The organism is Pseudomonas sp. RAC1 (assembly GCF_030658255.1).
GTDB lineage: Bacteria > Pseudomonadota > Gammaproteobacteria > Pseudomonadales > Pseudomonadaceae > Aquipseudomonas > Aquipseudomonas boreofloridensis.
In genome coordinates this window covers 58,362-80,889 of the sequence record NZ_JAUTXS020000030.1, presented here as the reverse complement: position 1 = coordinate 80,889, position 22,528 = coordinate 58,362, and the positions used below count along the sequence as shown (strand labels likewise).

20 protein-coding genes are annotated in these 22,528 nt (G+C 63.9%); 7 read left to right on the top strand and 13 right to left on the bottom strand.

Annotated features, from left to right (window positions below):
* Positions 1-178 precede the first annotated feature (178 nt).
* Positions 179-1,066 carry a neutral zinc metallopeptidase gene (locus Q7C30_RS10435; RefSeq protein ID WP_317871441.1) on the bottom strand — a complete coding sequence of 296 codons (888 nt, stop codon included), beginning with the start codon at positions 1,064-1,066 and terminating at the stop codon, positions 179-181.
* Positions 1,067-1,265: 199 nt separating this feature from the next.
* Here Q7C30_RS10435 and pcaH point away from each other — a divergent pair, with 199 nt between their 5' ends.
* Together pcaH and pcaG are read left to right on the top strand one after the other, a co-directional pair.
* Positions 1,266-1,985, top strand: a complete 720-nt coding sequence (gene pcaH / locus Q7C30_RS10430; protein WP_029613106.1) for a protocatechuate 3,4-dioxygenase subunit beta — start codon at positions 1,266-1,268, stop codon at positions 1,983-1,985.
* A gap of 11 nt (positions 1,986-1,996) precedes the next feature.
* Positions 1,997-2,602 (top strand): protocatechuate 3,4-dioxygenase subunit alpha, encoded by a 606-nt coding sequence (gene pcaG / locus Q7C30_RS10425; protein WP_317871440.1) that lies wholly within the window; start codon positions 1,997-1,999, stop codon positions 2,600-2,602.
* A gap of 40 nt (positions 2,603-2,642) precedes the next feature.
* On the opposite strand, the gene Q7C30_RS10420 is transcribed toward pcaG, so the two are convergent.
* The 9 genes from Q7C30_RS10420 to Q7C30_RS10380 all read right to left on the bottom strand — a co-directional run bounded on the left by Q7C30_RS10420 (position 2,643) and on the right by Q7C30_RS10380 (position 14,628).
* Positions 2,643-3,080, bottom strand: coding sequence for a cupin (locus Q7C30_RS10420; RefSeq protein WP_317871439.1), 438 nt, complete (start codon positions 3,078-3,080; stop codon positions 2,643-2,645).
* Between the two features lie 100 nt (positions 3,081-3,180).
* Entirely contained in the window at positions 3,181-4,089 is a 909-nt protein-coding gene (locus tag Q7C30_RS10415) for a LysR family transcriptional regulator (protein WP_317871438.1), read from the bottom strand.
* Between the two features lie 172 nt (positions 4,090-4,261).
* Positions 4,262-4,699, bottom strand: a complete 438-nt coding sequence (locus tag Q7C30_RS10410) for a cupin domain-containing protein (RefSeq protein ID WP_317871437.1) — start codon at positions 4,697-4,699, stop codon at positions 4,262-4,264.
* A 264-nt stretch (positions 4,700-4,963) separates the two neighbouring features.
* Positions 4,964-6,049 carry a tRNA (uridine(54)-C5)-methyltransferase TrmA gene (gene trmA, locus Q7C30_RS10405; RefSeq protein ID WP_317871436.1) on the bottom strand — a complete coding sequence of 362 codons (1,086 nt, stop codon included), beginning with the start codon at positions 6,047-6,049 and terminating at the stop codon, positions 4,964-4,966.
* Positions 6,046-7,341, bottom strand: a complete 1,296-nt coding sequence (locus tag Q7C30_RS10400) for an NCS2 family permease (protein WP_317871435.1) — start codon at positions 7,339-7,341, stop codon at positions 6,046-6,048. Before Q7C30_RS10400 ends, trmA begins: the two co-directional genes overlap by 4 nt.
* A 183-nt stretch (positions 7,342-7,524) precedes the next feature.
* Positions 7,525-8,748: an MFS transporter gene (locus Q7C30_RS10395; RefSeq protein ID WP_317871434.1), complete on the bottom strand. Its 1,224-nt coding sequence runs from the start codon at positions 8,746-8,748 to the stop codon at positions 7,525-7,527.
* Positions 8,749-8,867: 119 nt separating this feature from the next.
* Entirely contained in the window at positions 8,868-11,678 is a 2,811-nt protein-coding gene (locus tag Q7C30_RS10390) for an FAD-binding and (Fe-S)-binding domain-containing protein (protein WP_116887547.1), read from the bottom strand.
* Positions 11,679-11,750: 72 nt separating this feature from the next.
* Positions 11,751-12,896, bottom strand: a complete 1,146-nt coding sequence (lldD, locus tag Q7C30_RS10385; RefSeq protein WP_295486059.1) for an FMN-dependent L-lactate dehydrogenase LldD — start codon at positions 12,894-12,896, stop codon at positions 11,751-11,753.
* A 61-nt stretch (positions 12,897-12,957) separates the two neighbouring features.
* Positions 12,958-14,628 (bottom strand): lactate permease LctP family transporter, encoded by a 1,671-nt coding sequence (locus Q7C30_RS10380; protein ID WP_317871433.1) that lies wholly within the window; start codon positions 14,626-14,628, stop codon positions 12,958-12,960.
* Positions 14,629-14,875: 247 nt separating this feature from the next.
* Between Q7C30_RS10380 and Q7C30_RS10375 the strand changes: the two genes are divergently transcribed.
* A complete protein-coding gene (locus Q7C30_RS10375; RefSeq protein ID WP_029613100.1) occupies positions 14,876-15,643 on the top strand; it encodes an FCD domain-containing protein in 768 nt (255 codons plus the stop codon).
* A gap of 62 nt (positions 15,644-15,705) precedes the next feature.
* Here the strand turns inward: Q7C30_RS10375 and smpB are convergent, their stop codons facing one another.
* Positions 15,706-16,188 (bottom strand): SsrA-binding protein SmpB, encoded by a 483-nt coding sequence (smpB, locus tag Q7C30_RS10370; protein WP_029613099.1) that lies wholly within the window; start codon positions 16,186-16,188, stop codon positions 15,706-15,708.
* A 160-nt stretch (positions 16,189-16,348) separates the two neighbouring features.
* On the opposite strand from smpB, the gene Q7C30_RS10365 reads away from it, so the two are divergent.
* Positions 16,349-16,783 carry a type II toxin-antitoxin system RatA family toxin gene (locus Q7C30_RS10365; RefSeq protein WP_029613098.1) on the top strand — a complete coding sequence of 145 codons (435 nt, stop codon included), beginning with the start codon at positions 16,349-16,351 and terminating at the stop codon, positions 16,781-16,783.
* Positions 16,784-16,859: 76 nt separating this feature from the next.
* Here Q7C30_RS10365 and Q7C30_RS10360 read toward each other — a convergent pair whose 3' ends face one another.
* Positions 16,860-17,384: an outer membrane protein assembly factor BamE gene (locus tag Q7C30_RS10360; protein ID WP_317871432.1), complete on the bottom strand. Its 525-nt coding sequence runs from the start codon at positions 17,382-17,384 to the stop codon at positions 16,860-16,862.
* A gap of 97 nt (positions 17,385-17,481) precedes the next feature.
* On the opposite strand from Q7C30_RS10360, the gene fur reads away from it, so the two are divergent.
* Positions 17,482-17,886 carry a ferric iron uptake transcriptional regulator gene (gene fur, locus Q7C30_RS10355; RefSeq protein WP_028695114.1) on the top strand — a complete coding sequence of 135 codons (405 nt, stop codon included), beginning with the start codon at positions 17,482-17,484 and terminating at the stop codon, positions 17,884-17,886.
* An 82-nt stretch (positions 17,887-17,968) separates the two neighbouring features.
* On the opposite strand, the gene recN is transcribed toward fur, so the two are convergent.
* Positions 17,969-19,642 carry a DNA repair protein RecN gene (recN, locus tag Q7C30_RS10350; protein ID WP_039575111.1) on the bottom strand — a complete coding sequence of 558 codons (1,674 nt, stop codon included), beginning with the start codon at positions 19,640-19,642 and terminating at the stop codon, positions 17,969-17,971.
* A 161-nt stretch (positions 19,643-19,803) separates the two neighbouring features.
* On the opposite strand from recN, the gene grpE reads away from it, so the two are divergent.
* Together grpE and dnaK are read left to right on the top strand one after the other, a co-directional pair.
* Positions 19,804-20,376, top strand: coding sequence for a nucleotide exchange factor GrpE (grpE, locus tag Q7C30_RS10345; protein ID WP_280790895.1), 573 nt, complete (start codon positions 19,804-19,806; stop codon positions 20,374-20,376).
* 102 nt (positions 20,377-20,478) lie between these two features.
* Positions 20,479-22,404 carry a molecular chaperone DnaK gene (gene dnaK / locus Q7C30_RS10340; RefSeq protein ID WP_039575114.1) on the top strand — a complete coding sequence of 642 codons (1,926 nt, stop codon included), beginning with the start codon at positions 20,479-20,481 and terminating at the stop codon, positions 22,402-22,404.
* The last annotated feature ends 124 nt before the right edge of the window (positions 22,405-22,528 follow it).

Sequence of the window (22,528 nt, the reverse complement as noted above, 5' to 3'; positions counted from 1 at the left end):
CTCTCCAGAAAATGTGTGTTGCAAGGATTCACGTCGCTGGGCGTTGTTGTTTTAGAGGGCCAGCTTTGGATCCAGGGGTTATCGGCAGCAAGCGCTGTCGCTGAAACGTTTTTCAGCGGAAAAATGCCCCATTGGTCGTATTGCGATCTGGAGAAGCGAAGAAACGCCCCGAAGGGCGTTACAGATTACGGGTATTGAAGGTGTCGCAGCGGTTCAGGTCGCCGCTGCCGAAGCCGGTCTTGAACCAGCGCACGCGTTGCGCCGAGGTGCCGTGGGTGAAGGAGTCCGGGACCACGCGGCCTTGGCCCTGCTGCTGCAGGCGGTCGTCGCCGATGGCATTGGCGGCGTTCAGGGCTTCTTCCACGTCACCGGGTTCCAGCCAGTTCAGGCGCTTCTGAGCCTGATAGGCCCAGACACCGGCCAGGCAGTCGGCCTGAAGCTCCTGGCGTACCAGCAGACCGTTGTCACCTTCCATACGCTGGCCGCTGCGACGGGCGGCATCGACCTTGGCCGAGACGCCGAGCAAGGTCTGCACATGGTGGCCGATCTCGTGGGCGATCACGTAGGCCTGGGCGAAGTCGCCAGCGGCGGCGAAGCGGGTCTCCATTTCGCGGAAGAACGACATGTCCAGGTACACGCGCTGGTCGGCTGGGCAGTAGAACGGCCCGACCGCAGAAGACGCAAAGCCGCACGCCGAATTGACCTGACCGCTGAACAGCACCAGTTTGGGATCGCGGTACTGCTTGCCGGCCTGGGCGAACAGGGCTTTCCAGGTGTCTTCGGTGTCACCGAGGATCGAGGCGACGAACTGCGCCTGTTCGTCGTTGGCTGGCGGCGCTTTGCTGGCCGTGGTGCCTGGTGCGGCCTGCTGTTGCTGCTGCATCTGGCCGGAGAGCTGGCCGAGCAACTGCAACGGGTCCTGGCCGGTCATCCAGCCGATGCCGACGATCAACAGCACCGCGCCAAGGCCCAGGCCTTTACCGCCTCCGAAGCGCATACCGCCGCCCCCGCCTGAGCCGCGTGCGTCGACCACGTTGTCGCTGCGTCGGCCTTTTCGCCAGTCCATAGAGTGTCTCCGCTGTAAGGGGCAGTGCATGCAGGATAGTCCTGCGCTTGAGAGCCGGTCAGCTACCGGAAAGTTGCATAACCGTATGGTTATGTCTGCCCAGCAAGTTTTCAATAGGCCGGGCGCGCCGCCTACCGGACACTGTGCGTCCGCCTGCCACGCACAGGCGGCCCGCACAATTCCAAGAGAGGACACCGGCATGCCTGCCCAGGATAACCGCCGCTTCGCGATCCGTGATCGCAACTGGCACCCCAAGGCCTTGACCCCAGACTACAAGACCTCCATTGCCCGCTCGCCACGCCAGGCGCTGGTGAGCATTCCCCAGTCGATCAGCGAAACCACAGGCCCGGACTTTTCCCACCTGCGGTTCGGCGAGCATGACCATGATCTGCTGCTGAACTTCAACAACGGCGGCTTGCCCATCGGCGAGCGGATCATCGTTGCCGGCCGTGTGGTCGACCAGTACGGCAAGCCGGTGGCCAACACCCTGGTGGAAATGTGGCAGGCCAACGCCGGTGGCCGCTACCGACACAAGAATGACCGCTACCTGGCGCCGCTGGACCCGAACTTCGGCGGCGTCGGTCGGTGCCTGACCGACCGCGATGGCTACTACAGCTTCCGCACCATCAAGCCGGGTCCGTACCCTTGGCGTAACGGGCCGAACGACTGGCGTCCGGCGCACATTCACTTTTCCATCAGCGGCCCGGCGATCGCCACCAAGCTGATCACCCAGCTGTACTTCGAAGGCGACCCGTTGATCCCGATGTGCCCGATCGTCAAGTCGATCGCCAATCCACAAGCGGTGCAGAGCCTGATCGCGCGCCTGGACATGAGCCAGGCCAATCCGATGGATTGCCTGGCCTACCGCTTCGACATCGTGCTGCGTGGCCAGCGCCAGACCCACTTCGAGAACCGCTGAGGAGCGCCGTCATGCCTATCGAACTGCTGCCGGAAACCCCTTCGCAGACCGCCGGCCCCTATGTGCACATCGGCCTGGCCCTGGAAGCGGCGGGCAACCCCACCCGTGATCAGGAAATCTGGAGCCGACTTGCCCGCCCCGATGCGCCTGGCGAGCATATTCTGCTGCTCGGCCACGTCTACGACGGCAATGGTCACCTGGTACGCGACTCCTTCCTCGAGGTGTGGCAGGCCGATGCCAACGGCCAATATCAGGATCAGTTCAACCTGGAAAATGCCTTCAACAGTTTCGGTCGTACCGCCACCACCTTCGATGCGGGCGAGTGGACGCTGCACACGGTGAAGCCGGGGGTTGTGAACAACGCTGCCGGGGTGCCCATGGCGCCGCACATCAACATCAGCCTGTTCGCCCGGGGCATCAACATCCACTTGCACACGCGGCTGTACTTCGATGACGAAGCCGAGGCCAACGCGCAGTGCCCGGTGCTCAACCTGATCGAGCAGCCGCAGCGCCGGGAAACCCTGATCGCCAAGCGCTGCGAAGTGGACGGCAAGACCGCCTACCGTTTCGACATGCGTATTCAGGGGGAAGGGGAGACGGTGTTCTTCGACTTCTGACGGGATGGGGCGGCAGCGTAAGGCCGCCCCGACGGCTTGGTCAGCCTTTGACCGGCTTCAGGTCGAAGGCATCGGCCTGGTACTGGAACAGCAGGCAGTCAGCCTCGGCGGTGCAGCCACTTTCGTGAACCAGGTCGGCCGGCAGTTTGTAGTAAGCACCTGCCGGGTACTCGACGCGCTTGCCGTCGATCACCGCGTAGAAGGTGCCGGCCAGTACCACTGTCGGCAGCACCTGAGTGTGCTGGTGCAGGCCGTTGTCCACACCTTTCTTGAACTTCACGTAGGCCGAGTAAGGCCCTTTGCCGAAGAGGTCGCCCTCGACGTTGGCGTAGCTGACGGCGCCTTGGGTGTTCGGTACGTCCTGCCATTTCAGCGCAGCGCTGTTCGGCACCGAAATCAAGGTGTCATCGGCGGCGTGGGCGGTGAGGGCCATAGCGCCCACGGTCAGACCTGCCAAGAGTTTAGTCAGGGTATTCATGCAGAGGCTCCTTCGCCTGTTCAGTGAGGAGGCGAAGGTTAGTCAGGGTGTCGATGTCCAGATACGGGCAAAACGTGCCAGCGCCTGTGCAGTTTTTGCACTAATCGTAACCCCAGCGCGTTGTTGCGTAGTACTGCTGCGCGTAATCGATCAGGGCGCGGACCTTCGGCGCCAGATAACGACTTTGCGGATACACCGCATACAGGTTTCGCCCCGGCAGATGCCAGTCGCGCAGTATTGGCACCAGTCGCCCGTCGCGCAACGCGTCGTCGACGATGAAACGGTCGAAGCTGGCGATACCCAGTCCGCCGATGGCTGCCGCACGTAGGGCCATCGGTGAATTGGCGCTCAGGCGCCTGGGCATCAGCACGTCGCGGCGGCTGCCATCGGCAGCGCTGAGCGTCAGGCGCTGGGGTTGCTGCAGGCGGCTGTAACCGAGCAGCGGATGGGTGCTCAAGGCTTCTGGCGTGCTGGGAGAGCCCTGCCGTTCGAGGTAGCCCGGTGCAGCCACCAGCAGTACCGGGCTGGGGGTCAGCAGCCGGGCGACCAGGCTCGAGTCGGGCAGGTGATCGGTGATGCGCAGGCAGACATCGACCTCCTCTTCCAGCAGATCGACGAAGCGGTCGGTGCAGTTCAGCTCCACGTGCAGGTGCGGATACTGCTCGACGAAGTCAGGCAACCAGCGGCCCAGCTCCAGATCGCCGAACGCCGAGCCCACGCTCAGGCGCAAGGTGCCGGTGGGTTGCAGTTGGTGCTCGGACAGCTCCAGCGTCATGGCCTGCACCTGGTCGAGGATCAGTACACAGTGACGGTAAAACAGCAGGCCTGCTTCGGTCGGATGCAGCCGGCGCGTGGTGCGCGTGAGCAGTTGCGTGCCGAGGGCGCGTTCCAGGTTCTTCACCTGGCGCGACAGCACGGTGTGGGAGACGCCGGCCTGGCTGGCGGCGGCGCTGAAACTGCCGAGGTCGACGACCCGGCGGAAGGTGTGCATGGCGCTCAACTGGTCCATGGGCCAGCGTTTTCCTCGCGGTAGTGACCGGGTAACGGTGAGAGCCAGGCCGGCGCGGTTGTCGCGCCGTCTGGGGTGAGCGCTCATCCTGCATCCGAGCGACACTTCGTGCCATAGGCAGACGGCTACGCGCGCGCCCGGTATTGGCGCCGGTCTTGCTTCGCGCCTCGCTTCAGGGCTTGGCGCCAATCAGGTCGAACGCGTCGCTCTGGTACTGGAACAGCAGGCAGTCGGCGGCCGCTGTGCAGCCGCTTTCGTGGACCAGGCGCGCGGGCAGCCGATAGAACGCCCCGGCCGGATAGTCGGTTCGCTTACCGTCGATCACGGCGTAGAACGTCCCGCTGAGGACCACCGTGGGCAGGGTCTGACTGTGCAGGTGAAGACCGTTGTCGGTGCCTTTGCGAAAGCGGACATAGGCCAGATAATCGCCGCGGCCGAAAATGTCGCCTTCGACATTGGCATAGGTGACCGCCCCCTGGGTGCCTGGCACCTCTTGCCAGGTGAGCTTGGCGCTGTCGGGGACCGATATCAGTGGCGGGCCGGGCTCGCGGGCGCAGCCGGCCAGTGTGGCGACGATGGCGATTGCCAGGGGGAAGGTGAACGTGCGCATGATGTGCTTCCTCGACCGATGGAATGGACATGCAGCCAGCAACCGCAGACATCGGACGAACCACAGGTGCACCTCACGTCAGCGCGTTGAAGCGCGCGGCATGAGGTGCTGACAGCCCCTCGCCCCAAGGGTAGGCGTGCAGGCAATACGGTAGAGGAGACGGCGCACGCGCGCTGCTGGCAAAAATGTCAGGTGCCAGGTGTCCAGCCCAGCGCCAGCACAGCCAGGAAGGGACGAGCCCCTCGTAGCCGCGCTGGCGGAGTGTCAGCGCCGGACCAGCAGCACCCCGCTTTCCATGTGATGGGTGTAGGGGAACTGGTCGAACAGCGCGCAACGTTCGATACGATGGGTGTCCTGCAACTGGGCGATGTTCTGCGCCAGGGTCTCGGGGTTGCAGGAAATGTACAGGATACGCTCGAAGCGTCGGGTCAGCTCGCAGGTGTCCCGGTCCATGCCGGCGCGCGGCGGGTCGACGAAGACGGTGCCGAAGGCATAGCTTTTCAGGTCGATGCCTTCCAGACGCCGGAACGGGCGGACTTCGTTCAGGGCCTGGGTCAGTTCCTCGGCCGACAGGCGCACCAGGCGCACGTTGTCGATGCCGTTCTCGTCGAGGTTGTGCAGGGCGGCATTGACCGAGGTCTTGCTGATTTCGGTGGCCAGCACCTGGCGTGCGCGGGTGGCCAGCGGCAGGGTGAAGTTGCCGTTGCCGCAGTACAGTTCCAGCAGGTCGTCGTCGCGTCGGCCCATGGCTTCGCAGGCCCAGGCCAGCATCTTCTGGTTCACCGCGCCGTTGGGCTGGGTGAAGGCGCCTTCGGGTTGGCGATAACTGAAGGTTCGCCCGCCGATGTCGAGTTGCTCCAGCGCATAGTCGCGGCCGATCACCACGCGCTTGCCCTTGGAGCGGCCGATCACGCTGACCTCAAGGTCGGCGGCCAACTGTTGCGCGGCGGCTTCCCAGGCGGCGTCCAGCGGGCGGTGATAGCACAGCGTGACCATCGCGTCGCCCGCCAGGGTGGTGAGGAACTCCACTTGGAACAGGCGGTTGCTCAGGTCTTCGTTGCCCTGCCAGGCGGCCTTTAACTGCGGCATCAGCACATTGATGCGCTGGCTGGCGATGGGGAAGTCGTCGATGAGGATCGCCTTGTGCTTCTCGCCCGGCGCGAACATGGCGTAGTGGCGCTGGCCCTCCTCGCGCCACAGGCGGAACTCGGCGCGCAGGCGATAGTGCTCGCGCGGCGACTCGAACACCGACGGAGCCGGCGCATCGAACGGTGCCAGCAACTCGTTCAGGCGCTCGACCTTGGCCTGCAGTTGCGTGGCGTATTGCGAAGGGTCGAAGGCAGCACTCATGCGTTGAACCAGCCCAGCTTGATGACGAACAGGATAGACAGGATCACCAACGCCGGGTTCAGGTCGTGGCGACGACCGGAAATCAGCTTGATGGCGGTCCAGGCGATGAAGCCGAAGGCGATGCCGTTGGCGATCGAGTAGGTCAGTGGCATGGCCAGGGCCGTGACTACGACCGGTGCCGCTTCAGTGACGTCGTCCCAGTTGATTTCGGCCAGGCCCGAAGCCATCAGCACGGCAACGAACAGCAATGCCGGTGCGGTGGCGAAGGCCGGCACGCTGCTGGCCAGCGGTGCGAAGAACAGCGCCAGCAGGAACAGCACGGCGACCACGATGGCGGTCAGGCCGGTACGCCCGCCGGCACTGACGCCGGCCGCCGACTCGATGTAGCTGGTGGTGGTCGAGGTGCCCAGCAGGGAACCGGCCATGGCGGCGGTGCTGTCGGCGATCAGTGCCCGGCCCATCTTCGGCATGTGGCCGTCCTTGCCCATCAACCCGGCGCGCTTGGCCACGCCGATGAGGGTGCCGGAGTTGTCGAACAGGTCGACGAACAGGAACGCGAAGATCACGCTGATCAGGCCAACGTCCAGCGCGCCCTTGATGTCCAGTTGCAGGAAGGTCGGTGCGAGTGAGGGCGGCAGCGAGACGATGCCGGCGAACGGGCTGGCGCCGATCAGGATCGACACCACGGTCACGGCGAGAATGCCGATCAGCACCGCCCCGCGGACCTTCAATGCCTCCAGGGCGACGATCAGGAAGAAACCGAGGGTGGCAAGGATGGGGGCGGGATTGCGCAAGTCGCCCAGACCCACCAAGGTCGCCGGGTTATCGACGACGATGCCAGCGTTGTGCAAGGCGATCAGCGCCAGGAACAGACCGATGCCCGCCGCGATGGCCGACCGCAGTGGCAGCGGGATGCTGTTCACGATCCATTCGCGAATGCGGAAGATCGACAGCAGGAAGAACAGCACCGCCGAGAGGAACACTGCGCCCAGTGCCACCTGCCAGGTGTGGCCCATGTGCAGGACCACCGTGTAGGTGAAGAAAGCGTTCAGGCCCATGCCTGGCGCCAGGGCGATCGGGTAGTTGGCGATCAGGCCCATGGTCACCGAGCCGATGGCTGCGGCCAGGCAGGTGGCGACGAAGATCGCGCCCTTGTCCATGCCGGTCTCGCCCAGGATGCTCGGGTTGACGAACAGGATATAGGCCATGGCCAGGAAGGTGGTGACGCCCGCAAGGATCTCGGTGCGCACGTTGGTATTGTGTGCCTTGAGTTGAAACAGCCTTTCCAGCATGCCTGCTCCCATGACGCCGCAGCGCCGTGAATGTGTTGGACCTCAACAGCAAAGCACAGACCGTACCGGGTGCCGTGGATTTGTGCGGGGTGCAAAAAAGCCGCGCATCATACCAGCATGGTGGGCGGGGGCCTATGGCTGTCGCGGGTGGCCGCTGCGCGGTGCGAAGCGGCTTGGCCAGGGCTACTCGGGATTGTGCATCCGGTCGCGGTGCGCCAGGGTCGGGAACAGCTTTATCCACACCCCGGTGACCAGCAGCGTGCCCACGCCACCGAGCACCACGGCCGGCACTGTGCCAAACCAGTGCGCAGTGACGCCGGATTCGAATTCTCCGAGCTGATTCGAGGCACCGATGAACAGCCCGTTCACTGCACTGACCCGTCCGCGCATGTCGTCCGGCGTTTCCAACTGCACGAAGGCACTGCGGATGACCATGCTGATCATGTCCGCCGCGCCGAGCACCACCAGCACCGCCAGGGAGAACCAGAACGAGGTCGACAGGCCGAAGGCGATGGTCGCCACGCCGAACACGCCCACGGCGGTGAACATGGTTCGACCGACTTTGCGCTCGACCGGGAAGCGCGCCAGCCACAACGACATCAACAGCGCCCCCACCGCCGGCGCCGAGCGCAGCAGGCCCAGGCCCCACGGGCCGGTGAGCAGAATGTCGCGGGCGAACACCGGCAGCAATGCCGTGGCGCCGCCCAGCAACACGGCGAACAGGTCCAGCGAGATGGCGCCGAGGATGTCGGGGCGGCTGCGGATGAAGTGGATGCCGGCCAGCAGGGACTGCACGGTGGCTCGGCCGCGCTGCGGCGTCTGCTGGCGGGCCTGGAGGCTGAGCGTGAGTGCGCAGGCGATGGCGTACAGCGCAACGGTCGGGCCATACACCCAGACGCTGCCCAAGGCGTAGAGCAGCCCGCCGAGCGCCGGGGCGACGATGGTCGCTGCCTGGGTGGCGGAGGCCGAAGCGGCGACGGCACGCGGGAACAGCCCTGCGGGCACCACGTTCGGCAGCAGGGCCTGGGTGGCGGGCATCTCGAAGGCGCGGGTGGCGCCGAGCAGGAACGCCAGCAGGAAGATCAGTTCGCGGCTGACGTTGTCGGTGGCACTGCCCAGCGCCAGGGCGAGGGCGATCAACCCCTGCAGGCTTTGGCACAGTGCCGCCACCTTGCGCCGTTCATAGCGGTCGGCCACATGCCCGGTGTGCAGCATGAACAGCACGCGCGGGGCGAACTCCACCAGGCCGACCAGGCCCAGGTCCAGCACATTGCCGGTGAGCTGATAGAGGTGCCAGCCGATGGCCACGGTGAGCATCTGGAAGCCGCTGGCGGTGAACACCCGGGCGAGCCAGAAGGCGATGAAAGGACGGTGGTGACGCAGCAGCAGCGGTGCGGACTCTGACATCGGAGGTCAACGGCGGCCAAGGGGGAGGGCTGCAGAGTAGCATCTAGTTGTAACAAATGGTTGCGAGCAGGCCGGTCTGTGGCGACCGCCCGCATCAGAAGGCGGCGCCGCGTTCAGGCTCAGAGGCTGCGCGCCCGCGTCACCCGGTCCACCAGATACACCAGCCCGTGATAGTCGATACCACTGTGGGTCGATAACCCGATCTCACAGGTCCGACTGGTGGAGATCCCTTCGCTGCACTGCTGCACCGCACCCTTGAGCGTGCGCAGTGCATGGGCATTGAGCTGCGGTGTGGTGAAGCCTTTGTCCCCGGCGAAACCACAGCAGTGAATGCCCTCGGGTATCACGACCTGTTTGCTGCAGCGACGCGCCAGGTCGATGAGCGCCTGGCTCTCGCCCAGGTGCTGGGTGCTGCAGGTGACATGCACGGCCACCGGTTCATCCTGTGGGGTGAACTCCAGCTTGTCGAGCAGGTGGGTACGGATGAAGCGCACGGGGTCGTACAGGTCGAGGCGGCAGTTGCCCAGATCCTGCACTAGGCGAAGGGTACAGGGGCTGGTGTCGCAGTAGATCGGGTCGAGCCCGCCGCGACTCGCCTGCAGCAGCGCAGCGATCAGTTCCTGGCGCTTGTGCTCGGCTTGTTCGGCATAGCCCTTGGAGGCGAACGGCTGCCCGCAGCACAGGCTGTCGGCCTGCTCAGGGAAGATCACCTGATAACCGGCTTTTTCCAGCAGTGCACGGGTCTTGTCCAGCAACGAGCGCTGCTCGCCGTCGGTGTACGCCGGGCCCATCACCCGCGACACGCAAGCGGCCAGGTAGACGACCCGGGGGCGTGCGTCCTGGCTGACCGGGATCACGCTGATCGGCGCGAGCGGTTGCGGCATGGCCGCTGTCCACTGCGGCAGGCGACCCCGGCTGGCCCTGCGCAAGCCGCTGCTCAAACTCTCCAGGCGCGGCGCGCCCAGCAGCTTGCGTGCACCGTTGGCCACGGCCAGGGTCAGACGCGCACCGCGCAGCACGGTGTGGAAATGTTCGGCGAGCCAATCGGCCCGTTGGAGGTGGCTCGCCGCCTGGCCGCGCAGCTTCTTCACCAACTCGCCGGTATTGATGCCCACCGGGCAACGCTGGGCGCACAGCCCGGTGGCGGCGCAGGTGTCGAGGCCCTGGTACTGGTAGGTCTGCAGCAGCTCACGGGTGTCGATGCCGGCGCGGCGTTTGGCCTGGATGTCGCGCCACATGACGATGCGCTGGCGCGGGCTCAGGGTCAGTCCGCGTGACGGACACACCGGCTCGCAGAAACCGCACTCGATACACTTGTCGACGATCTCGTCGGCGGCCGGTAGCGGCTTGAGGTGTTTCAGGTGAATGTCCGGGTCGTCGCTGAGCACCACGTCCGGGTTGAGGATGCCATTGGGATCGAGCAGCCGTTTGAGCTGCCACATCAATTGGTAGGCGTCCTGGCCCCACTCCAGTTCGACGAAGGGTGCCATGTTGCGTCCGGTGCCATGTTCGGCCTTGAGCGAACCACCGAATTCCACGGCCACCAACTGCGCCACATCGTCCATGAACGCCTGATAGCGCGCCACTTCCTCGGCGCTGTTGAAGCCCTGGGTGAAGACGAAATGCAGGTTGCCTTCCAGGGCGTGGCCGAAAATGATCGCCTCGTCGTAGTGGTGCTTGTCGAACAACTGCAGCAGTCGGTTGACGCCTTCGGCGAGCAGTTCCACCGGGAAGGTCACGTCCTCGATGATCACCGTGGTGCCGGTCTGGCGCACGGCACCGACCGCCGGGAAGGTGTCCTTGCGGATCTTCCACAACAGGTTGTAGACGGCAGGGTCTTCGCTGAAATCGACCTGCTGTTCCAGGGCGAAATCGGCGATGGAGGCCATCACTTGGTTCAGTTGTTCGTGCAACAGGCTTTGGCTGGCCGCGCGCGACTCGATCAGCAGGGCACAGGCGTGGTCCGACAATCCCCGGACCCAGTCCGGCATGCCTGGCATTTGCTGAACCGAGCGCAGGCTGCGGCGGTCGAGCAGTTCCACGGCGGACACCGGCTGCTGCTTGAGCACGGTGACCGCCCGACAGCAGCTCTCGACGCTGGGAAACACCAGCAGCGCACTGGCCTTGTGGGGGTGGTCGGGCACGGTGTGGTAGGTGACGGCGCTGATGAAACCCAACGTGCCTTCGGAGCCGACCAGCAGGTGCTGCAGGATGTCCAGCGGCGCGTCGTAGTCCACCAGTGCATTGAGCGACAGGCCGGTGGTGTTCTTCAGCCGGTACTTGTGCCGGATGCGCTCGGCCAGGGGCAGGTTGGCGCGGGTCTCGCGGCCCAGGCGCGCCAACGCGTCCAGGAGATCGGCGTGGCTGCGTTCGAAGGCGGCCACACTGGCCGGGTCCTCGCTGTCCAGGCAGGTGCCGTCGGCCAGCACCAGGCGCAGGCCAGCCAGGGTGTGATAGGTGTTCTGCGCGGTGCCGCAGCACATGCCGCTGGCGTTGTTGGCGACGATACCGCCGATCTTGCAGGCGTTGATCGACGCCGGGTCCGGGCCGATCTTGCGCCCATAGGGCGCCAACCAGGTATTGGCCTGGGCGCCGATCACTCCCGGTTGCAGACGAATCTGTTCGCCCTGATTGCGGATCTCGCGGCCATTCCAGCGCTCGCCCAGCACGATCAGCACCGAATCGCTCAGGGCCTGGCCGGACAAACTGGTGCCGGCGGCGCGGAAGGTGACCGGCACGCGCTCGCGCTGGGCCAGGCGCAGCAGGCCGATCACCTCGTCCTCGGATTCCACGCGCACCACCAGCTTGGGAATCAAGCGGTAGAAGCTGGCGTCGGTACCGAAGGCCAGGGTCGAGGTCGGGTCGTCGAACCGGCGTTCGGCGGGGATCAGGCGCTCGGCATCGCGCAGGAACGCAGCGGGCAGACTCATGCAATCTCCTCACGGGGCCGGCGCGTCTGGTGCGCGGCGTGCCCCGGGCTATCAGGCTTGGTTACGCAGGGCTCAGGCGCCCAGTTCGCGGACCAGCGAGTCGCGGGTGATCTCGCCGATCGTCTTGGTGCCGGTCAACACCATGGCCACGCGCATTTCCTTCTCGAACAATTCCAGTAGGTTCTTCACTCCGGCCTGGCCATGCACGGCCAAGGCCCAGAGGAACGCGCGACCGATCAGCACGGTGTCGGCGCCCAGGGCGATCATGCGCACCACGTCCAGGCCGCTGCGAATGCCAGAGTCGGCGAGGATCTTCAGATCGCCTTTTACCGCGTCGGCAATCGCCGGCAGGGCGCGGGCGCTGGAGAGCACGCCGTCGAGTTGGCGACCGCCGTGGTTGGAAACGACGATGCCGTCGGCACCGAAACGCACGGCATCGCGGGCATCGTCGGCGTCGAGGATGCCTTTGATGATCATCGGGCCGTCCCAGAATTCGCGGATCCACTCCAGGTCCTTCCAGGAGATCGACGGGTCGAAGTTGGCGGCCAGCCAGCCGATGTAGTCGGCCAGGCCCGTCGGGTTGCCGCGGTAGGCGGAGATGTTGCCCAAGTCGTGCGGACGGCCCATGACGCCCACATCCCAGGCCCATTGCGGATGGGTCATGGCCTGCAGCATGCGGCGCAGCGGGCCGTTCCTGCCGCTCATGCCGGAGTGGGCGTCGCGGTAGCGGGCGCCCGGGGTGGGCATGTCGACGGTGAACACCAGGGTGCGCACGCCAGCGGCCTTGGCCCGCTCCAGCGCATTGCGCATGAAGCCACGGTCCTTGAGCACGTAGAGCTGGAACCACATCGGTCGGTCGATCGCCGGCGCCACTTCCTCGATCGGGCAGACCGACACGGTGGACATCGTGAACGGGATGCCGTGCTCGGCCGCCGCGCGCGCCGCCTGTACCTCGCCCCGGCGGGCGTACATGCCGGTGAGACCGACCGGCGCCAGGGCCACCGGCATGCTCAAGGTCTCGCCGAACAGCTCGGTCTTGAGGCTCAGCTCGGACATGTTCTTTAGTACGCGTTGGCGCAGGGCGATGCTGGCCAGGTCCGAGACGTTGTGGCGCAGGGTGTGCTCGGCGTAGGCGCCACCGTCGGCGTAGTGGAACAGGAAGGGGGGCAGCTTGCGCTGGGCTGCGGCGCGGTAGTCGGTGGAGGCGGAAATGATCATGGAATCTCGCAGCGTGGGTTGAAGGAGATGCCGGAAGCCTGGGCGCCCGGCCCCTTTCACTTTAGTGAGTAACCAGCATGCCGGTCAGCCAATAGGCCTGAATCAAGGTGATCAGGCCGACGATCGTGGCGAAGAACAGGCTGTGCTTTAAGGTGAAGCGGAACAGATCCGACTCTTTGCCCACCAGCCCGGTGGCGGCGCAAGCCACGGCGATCGACTGCGGCGAGATCATCTTGCCGGTCACGCCGCCGCTGGTGTTGGCGGCGACCAGCAGGGTGTCGCTGACGCCGATCTGGTGCGCCGTAGTGGCTTGCAAGGAGCTGAACAGGGCGTTGGAGGAGGTGTCGGAGCCGGTCAGGAACACGCCCAGCCAGCCGAGGAACGGCGAGAAGAACGGGAATGCCGCCCCGGTGCCGGCCAGTACCAGGGCCATGGTCGAGGACATGCCCGAATAGTTGGTGACAAAGGCAAAGGCCAGCACCATACCGATCGACAGAATCGGCCAGCGCAGTTCCCAGACGGTTTCCTTGAAAGTGGTCAGACCAGTTTTGACGTTGATCTTCAGCACGGCCATGGCGATCAGTGCCGAGAGAAAGATCGCCGTGCCGGTGGCCGAGATCGGGTCGAACTTGAACACCGCCGGCATGGCCAGGGGAGCGGTGACGATCGGTGCGGTCTTGATCACCAGTTGATCCAGGTGCGGGATCGCAAAATTGAACACGAAGTTGTACATCGCTCCGCCCGGCGCGAAAGCGGCCTTGAAGGGCTTGAGGGTCCAGATGGTCACCAGTACGGTCAGGATCAGGAAAGGCGACCAGGCTTTGAAGATCTCGCCGAAGCTATAGGGCGATGGCTGGCCGCCGACGCCTGCGACCACCGCCGCGCCTGTGCTGCCCTGGGTCTGGGTGAGCGCGCGCTTGGGCTGCCAGACCTTCAGGAACAGGGTCAGGGCGATCAGGCTGGCCAGGGCCGAGGTGATGTCAGGCAGTTCCGGGCCGATGAAGTTGGAGGTGAAGTACTGGGTGACGGCAAAGCTCAGGCCGGCGACCAATGCCGCTGGCCAGGTTTCTTTCACGCCGCGCAGGCCGTCCATCATGAACACCAGCCAGAACGGCACGAACAGCGACAGCAGCGGCAGTTGGCGGCCGGTCATGGCGCCAATGTGAAAGGCGTCGATGCCAGTCACCTGGCCGGCGACGATGATCGGGATGCCCAGCGCACCGAAGGCCACTGGCGCGGTGTTGGCGATCAGGCACAGGCCAGCGGCGTACAGCGGATTGAAGCCCAGGCCCACCAGCAGTGCGGCAGTGATGGCCACCGGGGCACCGAAGCCTGCGGCACCTTCGAGGAATGCGCCGAAGCAGAAGCCGATCAGCAGCACTTGCAGGCGCTGGTCGTCGGTGATCGACAGCACCGAGCTGCGGATCACTTCGAACTGGCCGCTCTTGACCGTCAGTTTGTACAAGAACACGGCTGCGACGATGATCCAGGCGATGGGCCACAGGCCGTAGACGAAGCCGTAGCCGGCCGCGGCGAGGGCCATGTCGGCGGGCATGTGGAAGGCGAAGATCGCCATCAGGATCGACAAGCCAAGGGTGATGCTGCCCGCCACATGCCCCTTGAGTCGGAACACGGCCAAGGCCAGGAAGAAGAATACGATGGGGATGACTGCCGTCAGTGCGGACAGGCCGAGACTCCCGAGTGGGGCGTAGAGTTGTTGCCAGGTTTGCATATGGGGTAACCCCTAATTGTTGTTGGTCAGCGCTGGCATTGGATAATTGGTAAGACCAATTTTCAATGGCTGGTGGCTAGGTTAAAAGCCCGGTCAGGGGTGTGTCAATTTGTCCCAAGCAGAACTTTGGTCGCAGGCCGATGAGCGGAGCATCCATTGGGCACGGCCGGTGGTGTGGCTGAACGCTCGGCAGAGGCGCACAATGGGCGCCCCGCGATCGATAGCGGGGTCAGTGGAGAGGCAGGTGATGGTGTTTGATCAGGTGCGCCAGCGGCGCTTGTCCGACGATATCGTCGACCGGTTGGAAGCGATGATTCTCGAGGGCACCCTGAGCGCTGGGCAGCGCCTGCCCGCTGAGCGCGCGTTGGCCGAGCAGTTCGGCGTCTCGCGACCGTCGCTTCGCGAGGCGATCCAGAAGCTGGTGGCCAAGGGATTGCTGATAAGCCGTCAGGGCGGCGGCAACTATGTCGCCGAGTCGCTGGGCTCGACCTTCAGCGATCCGCTGCTGCTGTTGCTCGAAGACAATCCCGAGGCCCAGCGCGACCTGCTGGAGTTTCGTCACACCTTGGAAGCGTCATGCGCCTACTACGCTGCCCAGCGTGCCACCGAACCTGATCGGGCGCGGCTCAAGGCCGCGTTCGATACGCTTCAGGACTGCTACGCCCGCGCCGATGAGGTCAGCCGCGCAGAAGAGGGGGCGGCCGATGCGCGCTTTCACCTGGCGATCGCCGAGGCCAGCCATAACGCGGTGCTGCTGCACACCATCCGTGGGCTGTTCGATTTGCTCAAGCGCAATGTGGTGACCAATATCGGCGGCATGTACCAGCAGCGGCCGGAAACGCGCGACATGCTGATCGCGCAGCATCGCGAGCTGTACCAGGCGATCGTCGAGGGGCGCGCGCAAGAGGCGCGGGAGGTGTCGAGTCGACACATCATCTATGTGCAGGAAGTGCTCGAGGAGGCACGTCAGGAAGCCCAGCGTGTGGCAAGGGCGCAGCGGCGCAGCGGGCGGTGAAGTTGTGCTGGCGAGCCCACTGCCACGGATGACGTGGTAGCGGGGTCGCCCGACACGGGGCGTTATTCTTCCTTGCCCTTGTTGCGCACCGCGCGCTGCAGCTCGCGATTGGAGTCGCGTTCGCGCAGGGTGTCGCGCTTGTCGAACTCCTTCTTGCCCTTGCCGAGTGCGATCTCGCACTTGATCAGGTGCTTGCTCCAGTACAGCGCCAAGGCCACGCAGGTGTAACCCTTTTGCGCCACGGCCGCTTCCACGCGCTCAAGCTCGCGCTTGTTCAGCAGCAGCTTGCGCGTACGGATGGGGTCGGCGACGACGTGGGTGCTGGCGGCGGTCAGCGGGGCAATGTGGCTGCCGAACAGCCAGGCTTCGCCATCCTTGAGCAGCACGTAGCTGTCGGTCAGGTGCGCTTTGCCGGCCCGCAGGCTTTTTACTTCCCAACCGGACAGGACCAGTCCGGCCTCGAACTTGTGTTCGATGAAGTAATCGTGTCGCGCTTTCTTGTTCTGCGCGATGGTCCCGGTCGGATGTTTCTTTTGCTTAGCCATAGGGGCGGCATTATAGGCAGTCGCCATGGCCTCTGGCTATGGGGTTCGGTGTGCTTGAGCCGACAGGATGAATCCCGGACAATGCCGGAATAGTTCCCTTGAACGGAAACGTCCCGAAGCGCCGCGAGGTGCTGCCGCCCAGCTTGGAAGTGATGCCTGGATGACTACCCATATTCAACGCTCCGCCCTGCTGCCATACCCTGCCCAGGCGCTCTATGACCTGGTCAACGACGTGGCCAGTTACCCTGAGTTTCTCCCCTGGTGCTCGGATTCGACGGTGATCGAGTCGAGCGATACGCACATGCGTGCCAGGCTCGAGGTGGCCAAAGGCGGCATGAGTCAGCAATTCGTCACGCGCAATGTGCTGGTGCCTGGGCAGTCCATCGAGATGACGCTGGAGGAAGGGCCGTTCACGCAGTTGCACGGGGTATGGGTCTTCAAGGCGCTGGGTGAGAAGGCGTGCAAGATCAGTCTGGACTTGTCGTTCGATTATGCCGGGCCGTTGGTTCGCGCCACACTTGGGCCATTGTTCAATCAGGCGGCCAATACCCTGGTCGATGCCTTCTGCCAGCGCGCCAAGGAATTGCATGGCTGAACGGTCATGGACGCTCATCGCTGCAACGGCCAACAAAAAGCCCGGGCATGTCCGGGCTTTTTCATGAGCGCTGCCTTTACTGGGGCGAGGTCTCGAGCGGCGCGGGTGTCGGCACCGGCGTGGTTTCGATGGTATCGATTTCGCGCTGGATCGACTCTTCGGTCGAACCGGGCTTGGCAGGCGTCTCAGGCTGGCCGGACGGCTGCTTGGCCGGGCTGACCGTGGTATCGCCGCTTCCACCCAGGATTTCCTGGTCGCGGCTGACGCCTGGCATGAAGTCGCCGGACAGGCTCACGAGTTGGTCGCCTTCATTGAAGAACACGCTCATGCGTTCCTGCTGACGCTTACCGCCGCCTGGCTGAATGCTATAGAGGTAATCCCAGCGATTGGTATTGAAGGGGTCCTGCAGGAGCGGGTTGCCCATGATAAACCTTACCTGCCGTCGGGTCATTCCCGGACGCAATTGGTCTATCATGTCCTGCGTGACGACATTGCCCTGCTGGATGTCGATTTTGTAAACCCCGGGAAACGAGCAACCGGCGAGTGCGAGCAGTCCCACGAGGGTGAGGCTGGTTAGCAAGAGCTTGGTGTTGTTTTGCATCGGTGGGCGACTTCCACTATCTTGGCTGGACAACGTAAACCCCGATCATACCCGTATTAAGAGAAGCTGCGAAGCAGCATCGGCGAGAAAGCTGACCATGGTTGAAAATAGCGAATTGCGCAAAGCCGGTCTCAAGGTGACACTGCCTCGAGTAAAGATCCTTCAAATGCTCGATTCTGCCGAGCAGCGTCACATGAGTGCCGAGGACGTCTACAAGGCGCTGATGGAAGCAGGTGAGGACGTCGGTCTGGCGACCGTCTACCGTGTACTGACCCAATTCGAAGCAGCGGGTCTGGTGGTTCGCCATAACTTCGATGGCGGCCACGCGGTGTTCGAGCTGGCCGACGGAGGTCACCACGACCATATGGTCAATGTGGAGACCAGCGAAGTGATCGAATTCATGGATGCTGAAATCGAGCGTCGCCAAAGGGAGATCGTGGCCGAGCACGGTTACGAGTTGGTGGACCACAACCTGGTCCTTTATGTGCGCAAGAAGAAGTAACGATTTCTGATCGTGACTGACGACAAAGGCGACTCTTGGGTCGCCTTTGTGTTTTCTGAGTGTCTTGTTGAGGCGTGAGGCGTCAGGCTTTGCCGCTGACCACCATCTTGCGGGCGTGGGCCAGCGACTCCTTGGTCAGGTCGATGCCGCCGAGCATGCGCGCCACTTCCTCGACGCGCTCGCGTTTGCCCAGGTTGGCCACTGCCGTGTGAGTGGTCTCGCTGTTGCGCACCTTGTGAACGAACAGATGGTGATGACCTTGAGCAGCCACCTGGGGCAGGTGGGTCACGGTCAGTACCTGGCCACGCTCGCCCAGCCGGCGCAACAGCTGGCCGACGATCTCGGCGGTCGGTCCGCCAATACCCACGTCCACCTCGTCGAACACCAGCGTCGGAATGCGCGAGGTCTGCGCGGTGATGACTTGGATCGCCAGGCTGATGCGCGACAGTTCGCCCCCCGACGCCACCTTGGCCAAGGCCTTGAGTGGTTGGCCAGGGTTGGCGCTGACCAGCAGTTCGACCTGCTCCAGTCCATGCGGTGACAGCTCGTTGCCTTCCAGTGGCGTCAATTCGATGCAGAAGCGTCCGCCAGGCATGCCCAGGCGCTGGATTTCCTGTTCCACCGCCAAGGCCAACTGCGCCGCAGCCTGTCGGCGCAATCCGCTGAGCTCGCTGGCCTTCTCTTTATAGTGCTGGGCATAGGCCGCCAGCTCGTCGCCCAGGCGTTCGACGGATTCGTCGCTGGCGTTGAGACCTTCGAGTTCGTCCATCAAGCGCTGCTGCAACTGTGGCAGCTCGGACGGATGAACACGGTGCTTGCGTGCCAGGGTGTAGAGCGTGTCGAGGCGTTCCTCCAGGGCTTGCAGGCGCATCGGGTCGGCGTCGAAGTGGTCGAGGAAGCGATTGAGTTCGCCGACCGCTTCCTCGACCTGGATCTGTGCGCTGGCGATCAGGTTCACCGCTTCGCCCAGCGCCTTGGGCGCATCGCTGACGGCGGAAAGGCGATTGAGGCTGCTGGTCAGGGCGCTGAGCACATTGCCGGAGTCGCTTTCGCTGCACTGGTCGATCACCTGGCGGCAGATGCCGAACAACGCCTCGGCATTGGTCAGGTTCTTGTGTTCCTGCTCCAGTTGTTCGAGTTCGTTTTCGCCCAAGCCCAGGTTTTCCAGCTCTTCGAGCTGGTAACTCAGCAGTTGGTGTCGCGCACGTTGCTCATCGCTGGAGTTGGACAGGCGCTCCAGTTCCAGTCGGGTCTGGCGCCAGCGCTGGGCGGCCAATTGCACTTGGCGCGCCAGGTCGACGGCGCCAGCGTACTCGTCGACCAGCCGCCGATGGGTGTCGGTCTTGAGCAGCGATTGGTGCTCGTGCTGGCTGTGGATATCGATGAGCAGCTCGCCGAGCGCCTTGAGGTCGCCGAGCGGGCAGGGTGTGCCATTGATATAGCCGCGGCTGCGGCCCTCGGCAGTGATGACTCGGCGCAGGATGCACGGCCCATCGTGGTCGAGGTCGCGCTCGGTGAGCCAGGTCCGCGCTTCGGGAATGTCCGCCAGATCGAAGGTGGCGAGGAGGTCGGCCTTGTCGGCGCCCGGGCGGACCACGCCGCTGTCGGCGCGGTCGCCCAGGGCCAGGCCCAGCGCATCGAGCATGATCGACTTGCCGGCGCCGGTCTCGCCGGTGATGACCGACATGCCGCGGGCAAGCTCGAGATCCAGGTGTTCGACGATGGCGTAGTTGTGTATGGACAGATGCACCAGCATGAGGGCCGCTCCCGAGGGTCATGTCTGGTTATTTATACAGTACTTTTTTCCAGCCTGCCAAGCGCCGTTCGGCGACAGGGATTATCACCCAGCCCTTGAAGCTGATTTTTCCGACCCCATATAAACGCCACACACGGCAGGCATGGCCTGTACACCGGAAAATGCGGAGGAGAGCCCCGATGGCTGACGAACAGCTGGATGAACAAAACCTTAATGCCGAAGAAGTCGGTTCCGAGGACCTCGGTGCCCGCGTTCAGGTGCTCGAGGAGCAGCTGGCCGCCGCCAAGGATCAATCGCTGCGCGTTGCCGCAGACCTGCAGAACATTCGTCGGCGTGCCGAGCAGGATGTCGAGAAGGCCCACAAGTTCGCCCTGGAGAAATTCGCCGGCGACCTGCTGCCGGTGATCGACAGCCTGGAACGCGGCCTCGAGCTGTCCAGTGCCGAGGACGAAGCCATCAAGCCGATGCGCGAAGGGATCGAGCTGACCCTGAAGATGTTCCAGGACACCCTCAAGCGCTACAACCTGGAGCCGGTCGATCCGCACGGCGAACCGTTCAATGCCGAGCACCACCAGGCCATGGCCATGCAGGAAAGCGCCGAGGTCGAGCCGAACAGCGTGCTCAAGGTGTTCCAGAAAGGCTATCTGCTCAACGGTCGCCTGCTGCGCCCCGCCATGGTGGTGGTCAGCAAGGCGCCAGCAGCGCCTCAACCGTCGATCGATGAAAAGGCTTGAAATCCGTCGGGGCATCCCCATTTAGGTGTCAAGCCTTCAAGTATTTCCGCAGTTGGCCAATAGCAGTCGCTGCTACCTCATTCAAGTTTCGGGAGAGTTAACATGGGCAAGATCATCGGTATCGACCTGGGGACCACCAACTCGTGCGTCTCCATTCTGGAAAACGGTAACGTCAAGGTCATCGAGAACGTCGAAGGTGCGCGTACTACCCCTTCGATCGTGGCCTACGCCAACGATGGCGAAATCCTGGTCGGTCAGTCGGCCAAGCGTCAGGCCGTCACCAACCCGCACAATACCCTGTTCGCCGTTAAGCGTCTGATCGGTCGTCGTTTCGAAGAAGACGTCGTGCAGAAAGACATCAAGCTGGTGCCTTACAAGATCGTCAAGGCCGGCAACGGTGACGCGTGGGTCGAGGCTGCTGGCAAGGAAATGGCTCCGCCGCAGATCAGCGCCGAAGTCCTGAAAAAGATGAAGAAGACCGCCGAAGACTACCTCGGCGAGCCGGTCACCGAAGCGGTCATCACCGTTCCGGCCTACTTCAACGACAGCCAGCGTCAGGCCACCAAGGACGCCGGTCGCATCGCCGGCCTGGACGTCAAGCGCATCATCAACGAGCCGACCGCCGCTGCACTGGCCTACGGCATGGACAAGGCCAAGGGCGACCACACCGTGATCGTCTATGACCTGGGTGGTGGTACGTTCGACGTGTCGGTCATCGAAATCGCCGAAGTCGATGGCGAGCATCAGTTCGAAGTACTGGCCACCAACGGTGACACCTTCCTCGGTGGCGAAGACTTCGACATGCGCCTGATCGACTACCTCGTCGATGAGTTCAAGAAAGAGTCCGGCATGGACTTGAAGAACGATCCGCTGGCGCTGCAGCGTCTGAAGGAAGCCGCTGAGAAAGCCAAGATCGAGCTGTCCTCGGCCCAGTCCACCGACGTCAACCTGCCGTACATCACTGCCGATGCAACCGGTCCGAAGCACTTGAACGTGAAGATCTCCCGCGCCAAGCTGGAATCTCTGGTCGAAGACTTGGTCAAGCGCACCATCGAGCCTTGCCGCATCGCGCTGAAAGATGCCGGTATCGACGCCAGCAAGATCGACGACGTGATCCTGGTCGGTGGCCAGACCCGTATGCCGATGGTGCAGAAAGCCGTTGCCGACTTCTTCGGCAAGGAAGCGCGCAAGGACGTCAACCCGGACGAAGCTGTCGCCATGGGCGCCGCCATTCAGGGCGCGGTTCTGGCCGGTGACGTCAAGGACGTGCTGCTGCTGGACGTCAGCCCGCTGACCCTGGGTATCGAAACCATGGGCGGCGTGATGACGCCGCTGATCGAGAAGAACACCACCATCCCGACCAAGAAGTCGCAGGTGTTCTCGACTGCCGACGACAATCAGGCTGCGGTGACCATCCATGTGCTGCAGGGCGAGCGCAAGCAAGCCACGCAGAACAAGTCGCTGGGCAAGTTCGACCTGGCCGACATCCCGCCAGCGCCGCGTGGCATGCCACAGATCGAAGTGACCTTCGACATCGACGCCAACGGTATCCTGCACGTCAGCGCGAAGGACAAGGCTACTGGCAAGTCGCAGTCGATCGTGATCAAGGCCAACTCCGGTCTGTCGGACGAGGAAATCGAGCGCATGGTGCGCGATGCCGAGGCCAACGCCGAGGAAGACCGCAAGTTCGAAGAACTGGCCGCTGCCCGTAACCAGGGCGACGCACTGGTTCACTCGACCCGCAAGATGGTGGCCGACGCAGGCGACAAGGTCACTGCCGACGAGAAGGCGGCGATCGAAGCGGCCGTGGTCGCGCTCGAAGCTGCGGTGAAGGGTGACGACAAGGCGGCCATCGACGCCAAGGTCGAGGAGCTGTCCAAGGTGTCCGCGCCAGTCGCTCAGAAGATGTATGCCGAGCAGCAGGGCGAACAGCCTCAGGGCGGCGCCCAGCAGGCGGAACCTGAAGCCAAGCACGACGACGTGGTCGACGCCGAGTTCGAAGAAGTGAAAGATCACAACAAGCAGTAATTTCTGCATGTTGTCGGCCGGTTCAGCGGCATTGGTCGCTGAGCTGGTAGGATGTCGCCGCGCGGGGGCTTGCTCCCGCGTTGGCGTGTCTGGAACACGGGAAATATTTCCAGCATCTGTCAGG

Excerpts from the sequence above, each read along its gene's own strand:
- pcaH (WP_029613106.1), top strand. The coding sequence starts at position 1,266 with ATGCCTGCCCAGGATAACCGCCGCTTCGCGATCCGTGATCGCAACTGG.
- Q7C30_RS10365 (WP_029613098.1), top strand. The coding sequence starts at position 16,349 with ATGACTACCCATATTCAACGCTCCGCCCTGCTGCCATACCCTGCCCAG.
- recN (WP_039575111.1), bottom strand. The coding sequence starts at position 19,642 with ATGCTGGTGCATCTGTCCATACACAACTACGCCATCGTCGAACACCTG.
- pcaG (WP_317871440.1), top strand. The coding sequence starts at position 1,997 with ATGCCTATCGAACTGCTGCCGGAAACCCCTTCGCAGACCGCCGGCCCC.
- Q7C30_RS10375 (WP_029613100.1), top strand. The coding sequence starts at position 14,876 with ATGGTGTTTGATCAGGTGCGCCAGCGGCGCTTGTCCGACGATATCGTC.
- Q7C30_RS10360 (WP_317871432.1), bottom strand. The coding sequence starts at position 17,384 with ATGCAAAACAACACCAAGCTCTTGCTAACCAGCCTCACCCTCGTGGGA.
- dnaK (WP_039575114.1), top strand. The coding sequence starts at position 20,479 with ATGGGCAAGATCATCGGTATCGACCTGGGGACCACCAACTCGTGCGTC.
- fur (WP_028695114.1), top strand. The coding sequence starts at position 17,482 with ATGGTTGAAAATAGCGAATTGCGCAAAGCCGGTCTCAAGGTGACACTG.
- smpB (WP_029613099.1), bottom strand. The coding sequence starts at position 16,188 with ATGGCTAAGCAAAAGAAACATCCGACCGGGACCATCGCGCAGAACAAG.
- trmA (WP_317871436.1), bottom strand. The coding sequence starts at position 6,049 with ATGAGTGCTGCCTTCGACCCTTCGCAATACGCCACGCAACTGCAGGCC.
- Q7C30_RS10420 (WP_317871439.1), bottom strand. The coding sequence starts at position 3,080 with ATGAATACCCTGACTAAACTCTTGGCAGGTCTGACCGTGGGCGCTATG.
- Q7C30_RS10415 (WP_317871438.1), bottom strand. The coding sequence starts at position 4,089 with ATGGACCAGTTGAGCGCCATGCACACCTTCCGCCGGGTCGTCGACCTC.
- Q7C30_RS10395 (WP_317871434.1), bottom strand. The coding sequence starts at position 8,748 with ATGTCAGAGTCCGCACCGCTGCTGCTGCGTCACCACCGTCCTTTCATC.
- Q7C30_RS10410 (WP_317871437.1), bottom strand. The coding sequence starts at position 4,699 with ATGCGCACGTTCACCTTCCCCCTGGCAATCGCCATCGTCGCCACACTG.
- Q7C30_RS10400 (WP_317871435.1), bottom strand. The coding sequence starts at position 7,341 with ATGCTGGAAAGGCTGTTTCAACTCAAGGCACACAATACCAACGTGCGC.
- grpE (WP_280790895.1), top strand. The coding sequence starts at position 19,804 with ATGCGGAGGAGAGCCCCGATGGCTGACGAACAGCTGGATGAACAAAAC.
- Q7C30_RS10435 (WP_317871441.1), bottom strand. The coding sequence starts at position 1,066 with ATGGACTGGCGAAAAGGCCGACGCAGCGACAACGTGGTCGACGCACGC.
- Q7C30_RS10380 (WP_317871433.1), bottom strand. The coding sequence starts at position 14,628 with ATGCAAACCTGGCAACAACTCTACGCCCCACTCGGGAGTCTCGGCCTG.
- Q7C30_RS10390 (WP_116887547.1), bottom strand. The coding sequence starts at position 11,678 with ATGAGTCTGCCCGCTGCGTTCCTGCGCGATGCCGAGCGCCTGATCCCC.
- lldD (WP_295486059.1), bottom strand. The coding sequence starts at position 12,896 with ATGATCATTTCCGCCTCCACCGACTACCGCGCCGCAGCCCAGCGCAAG.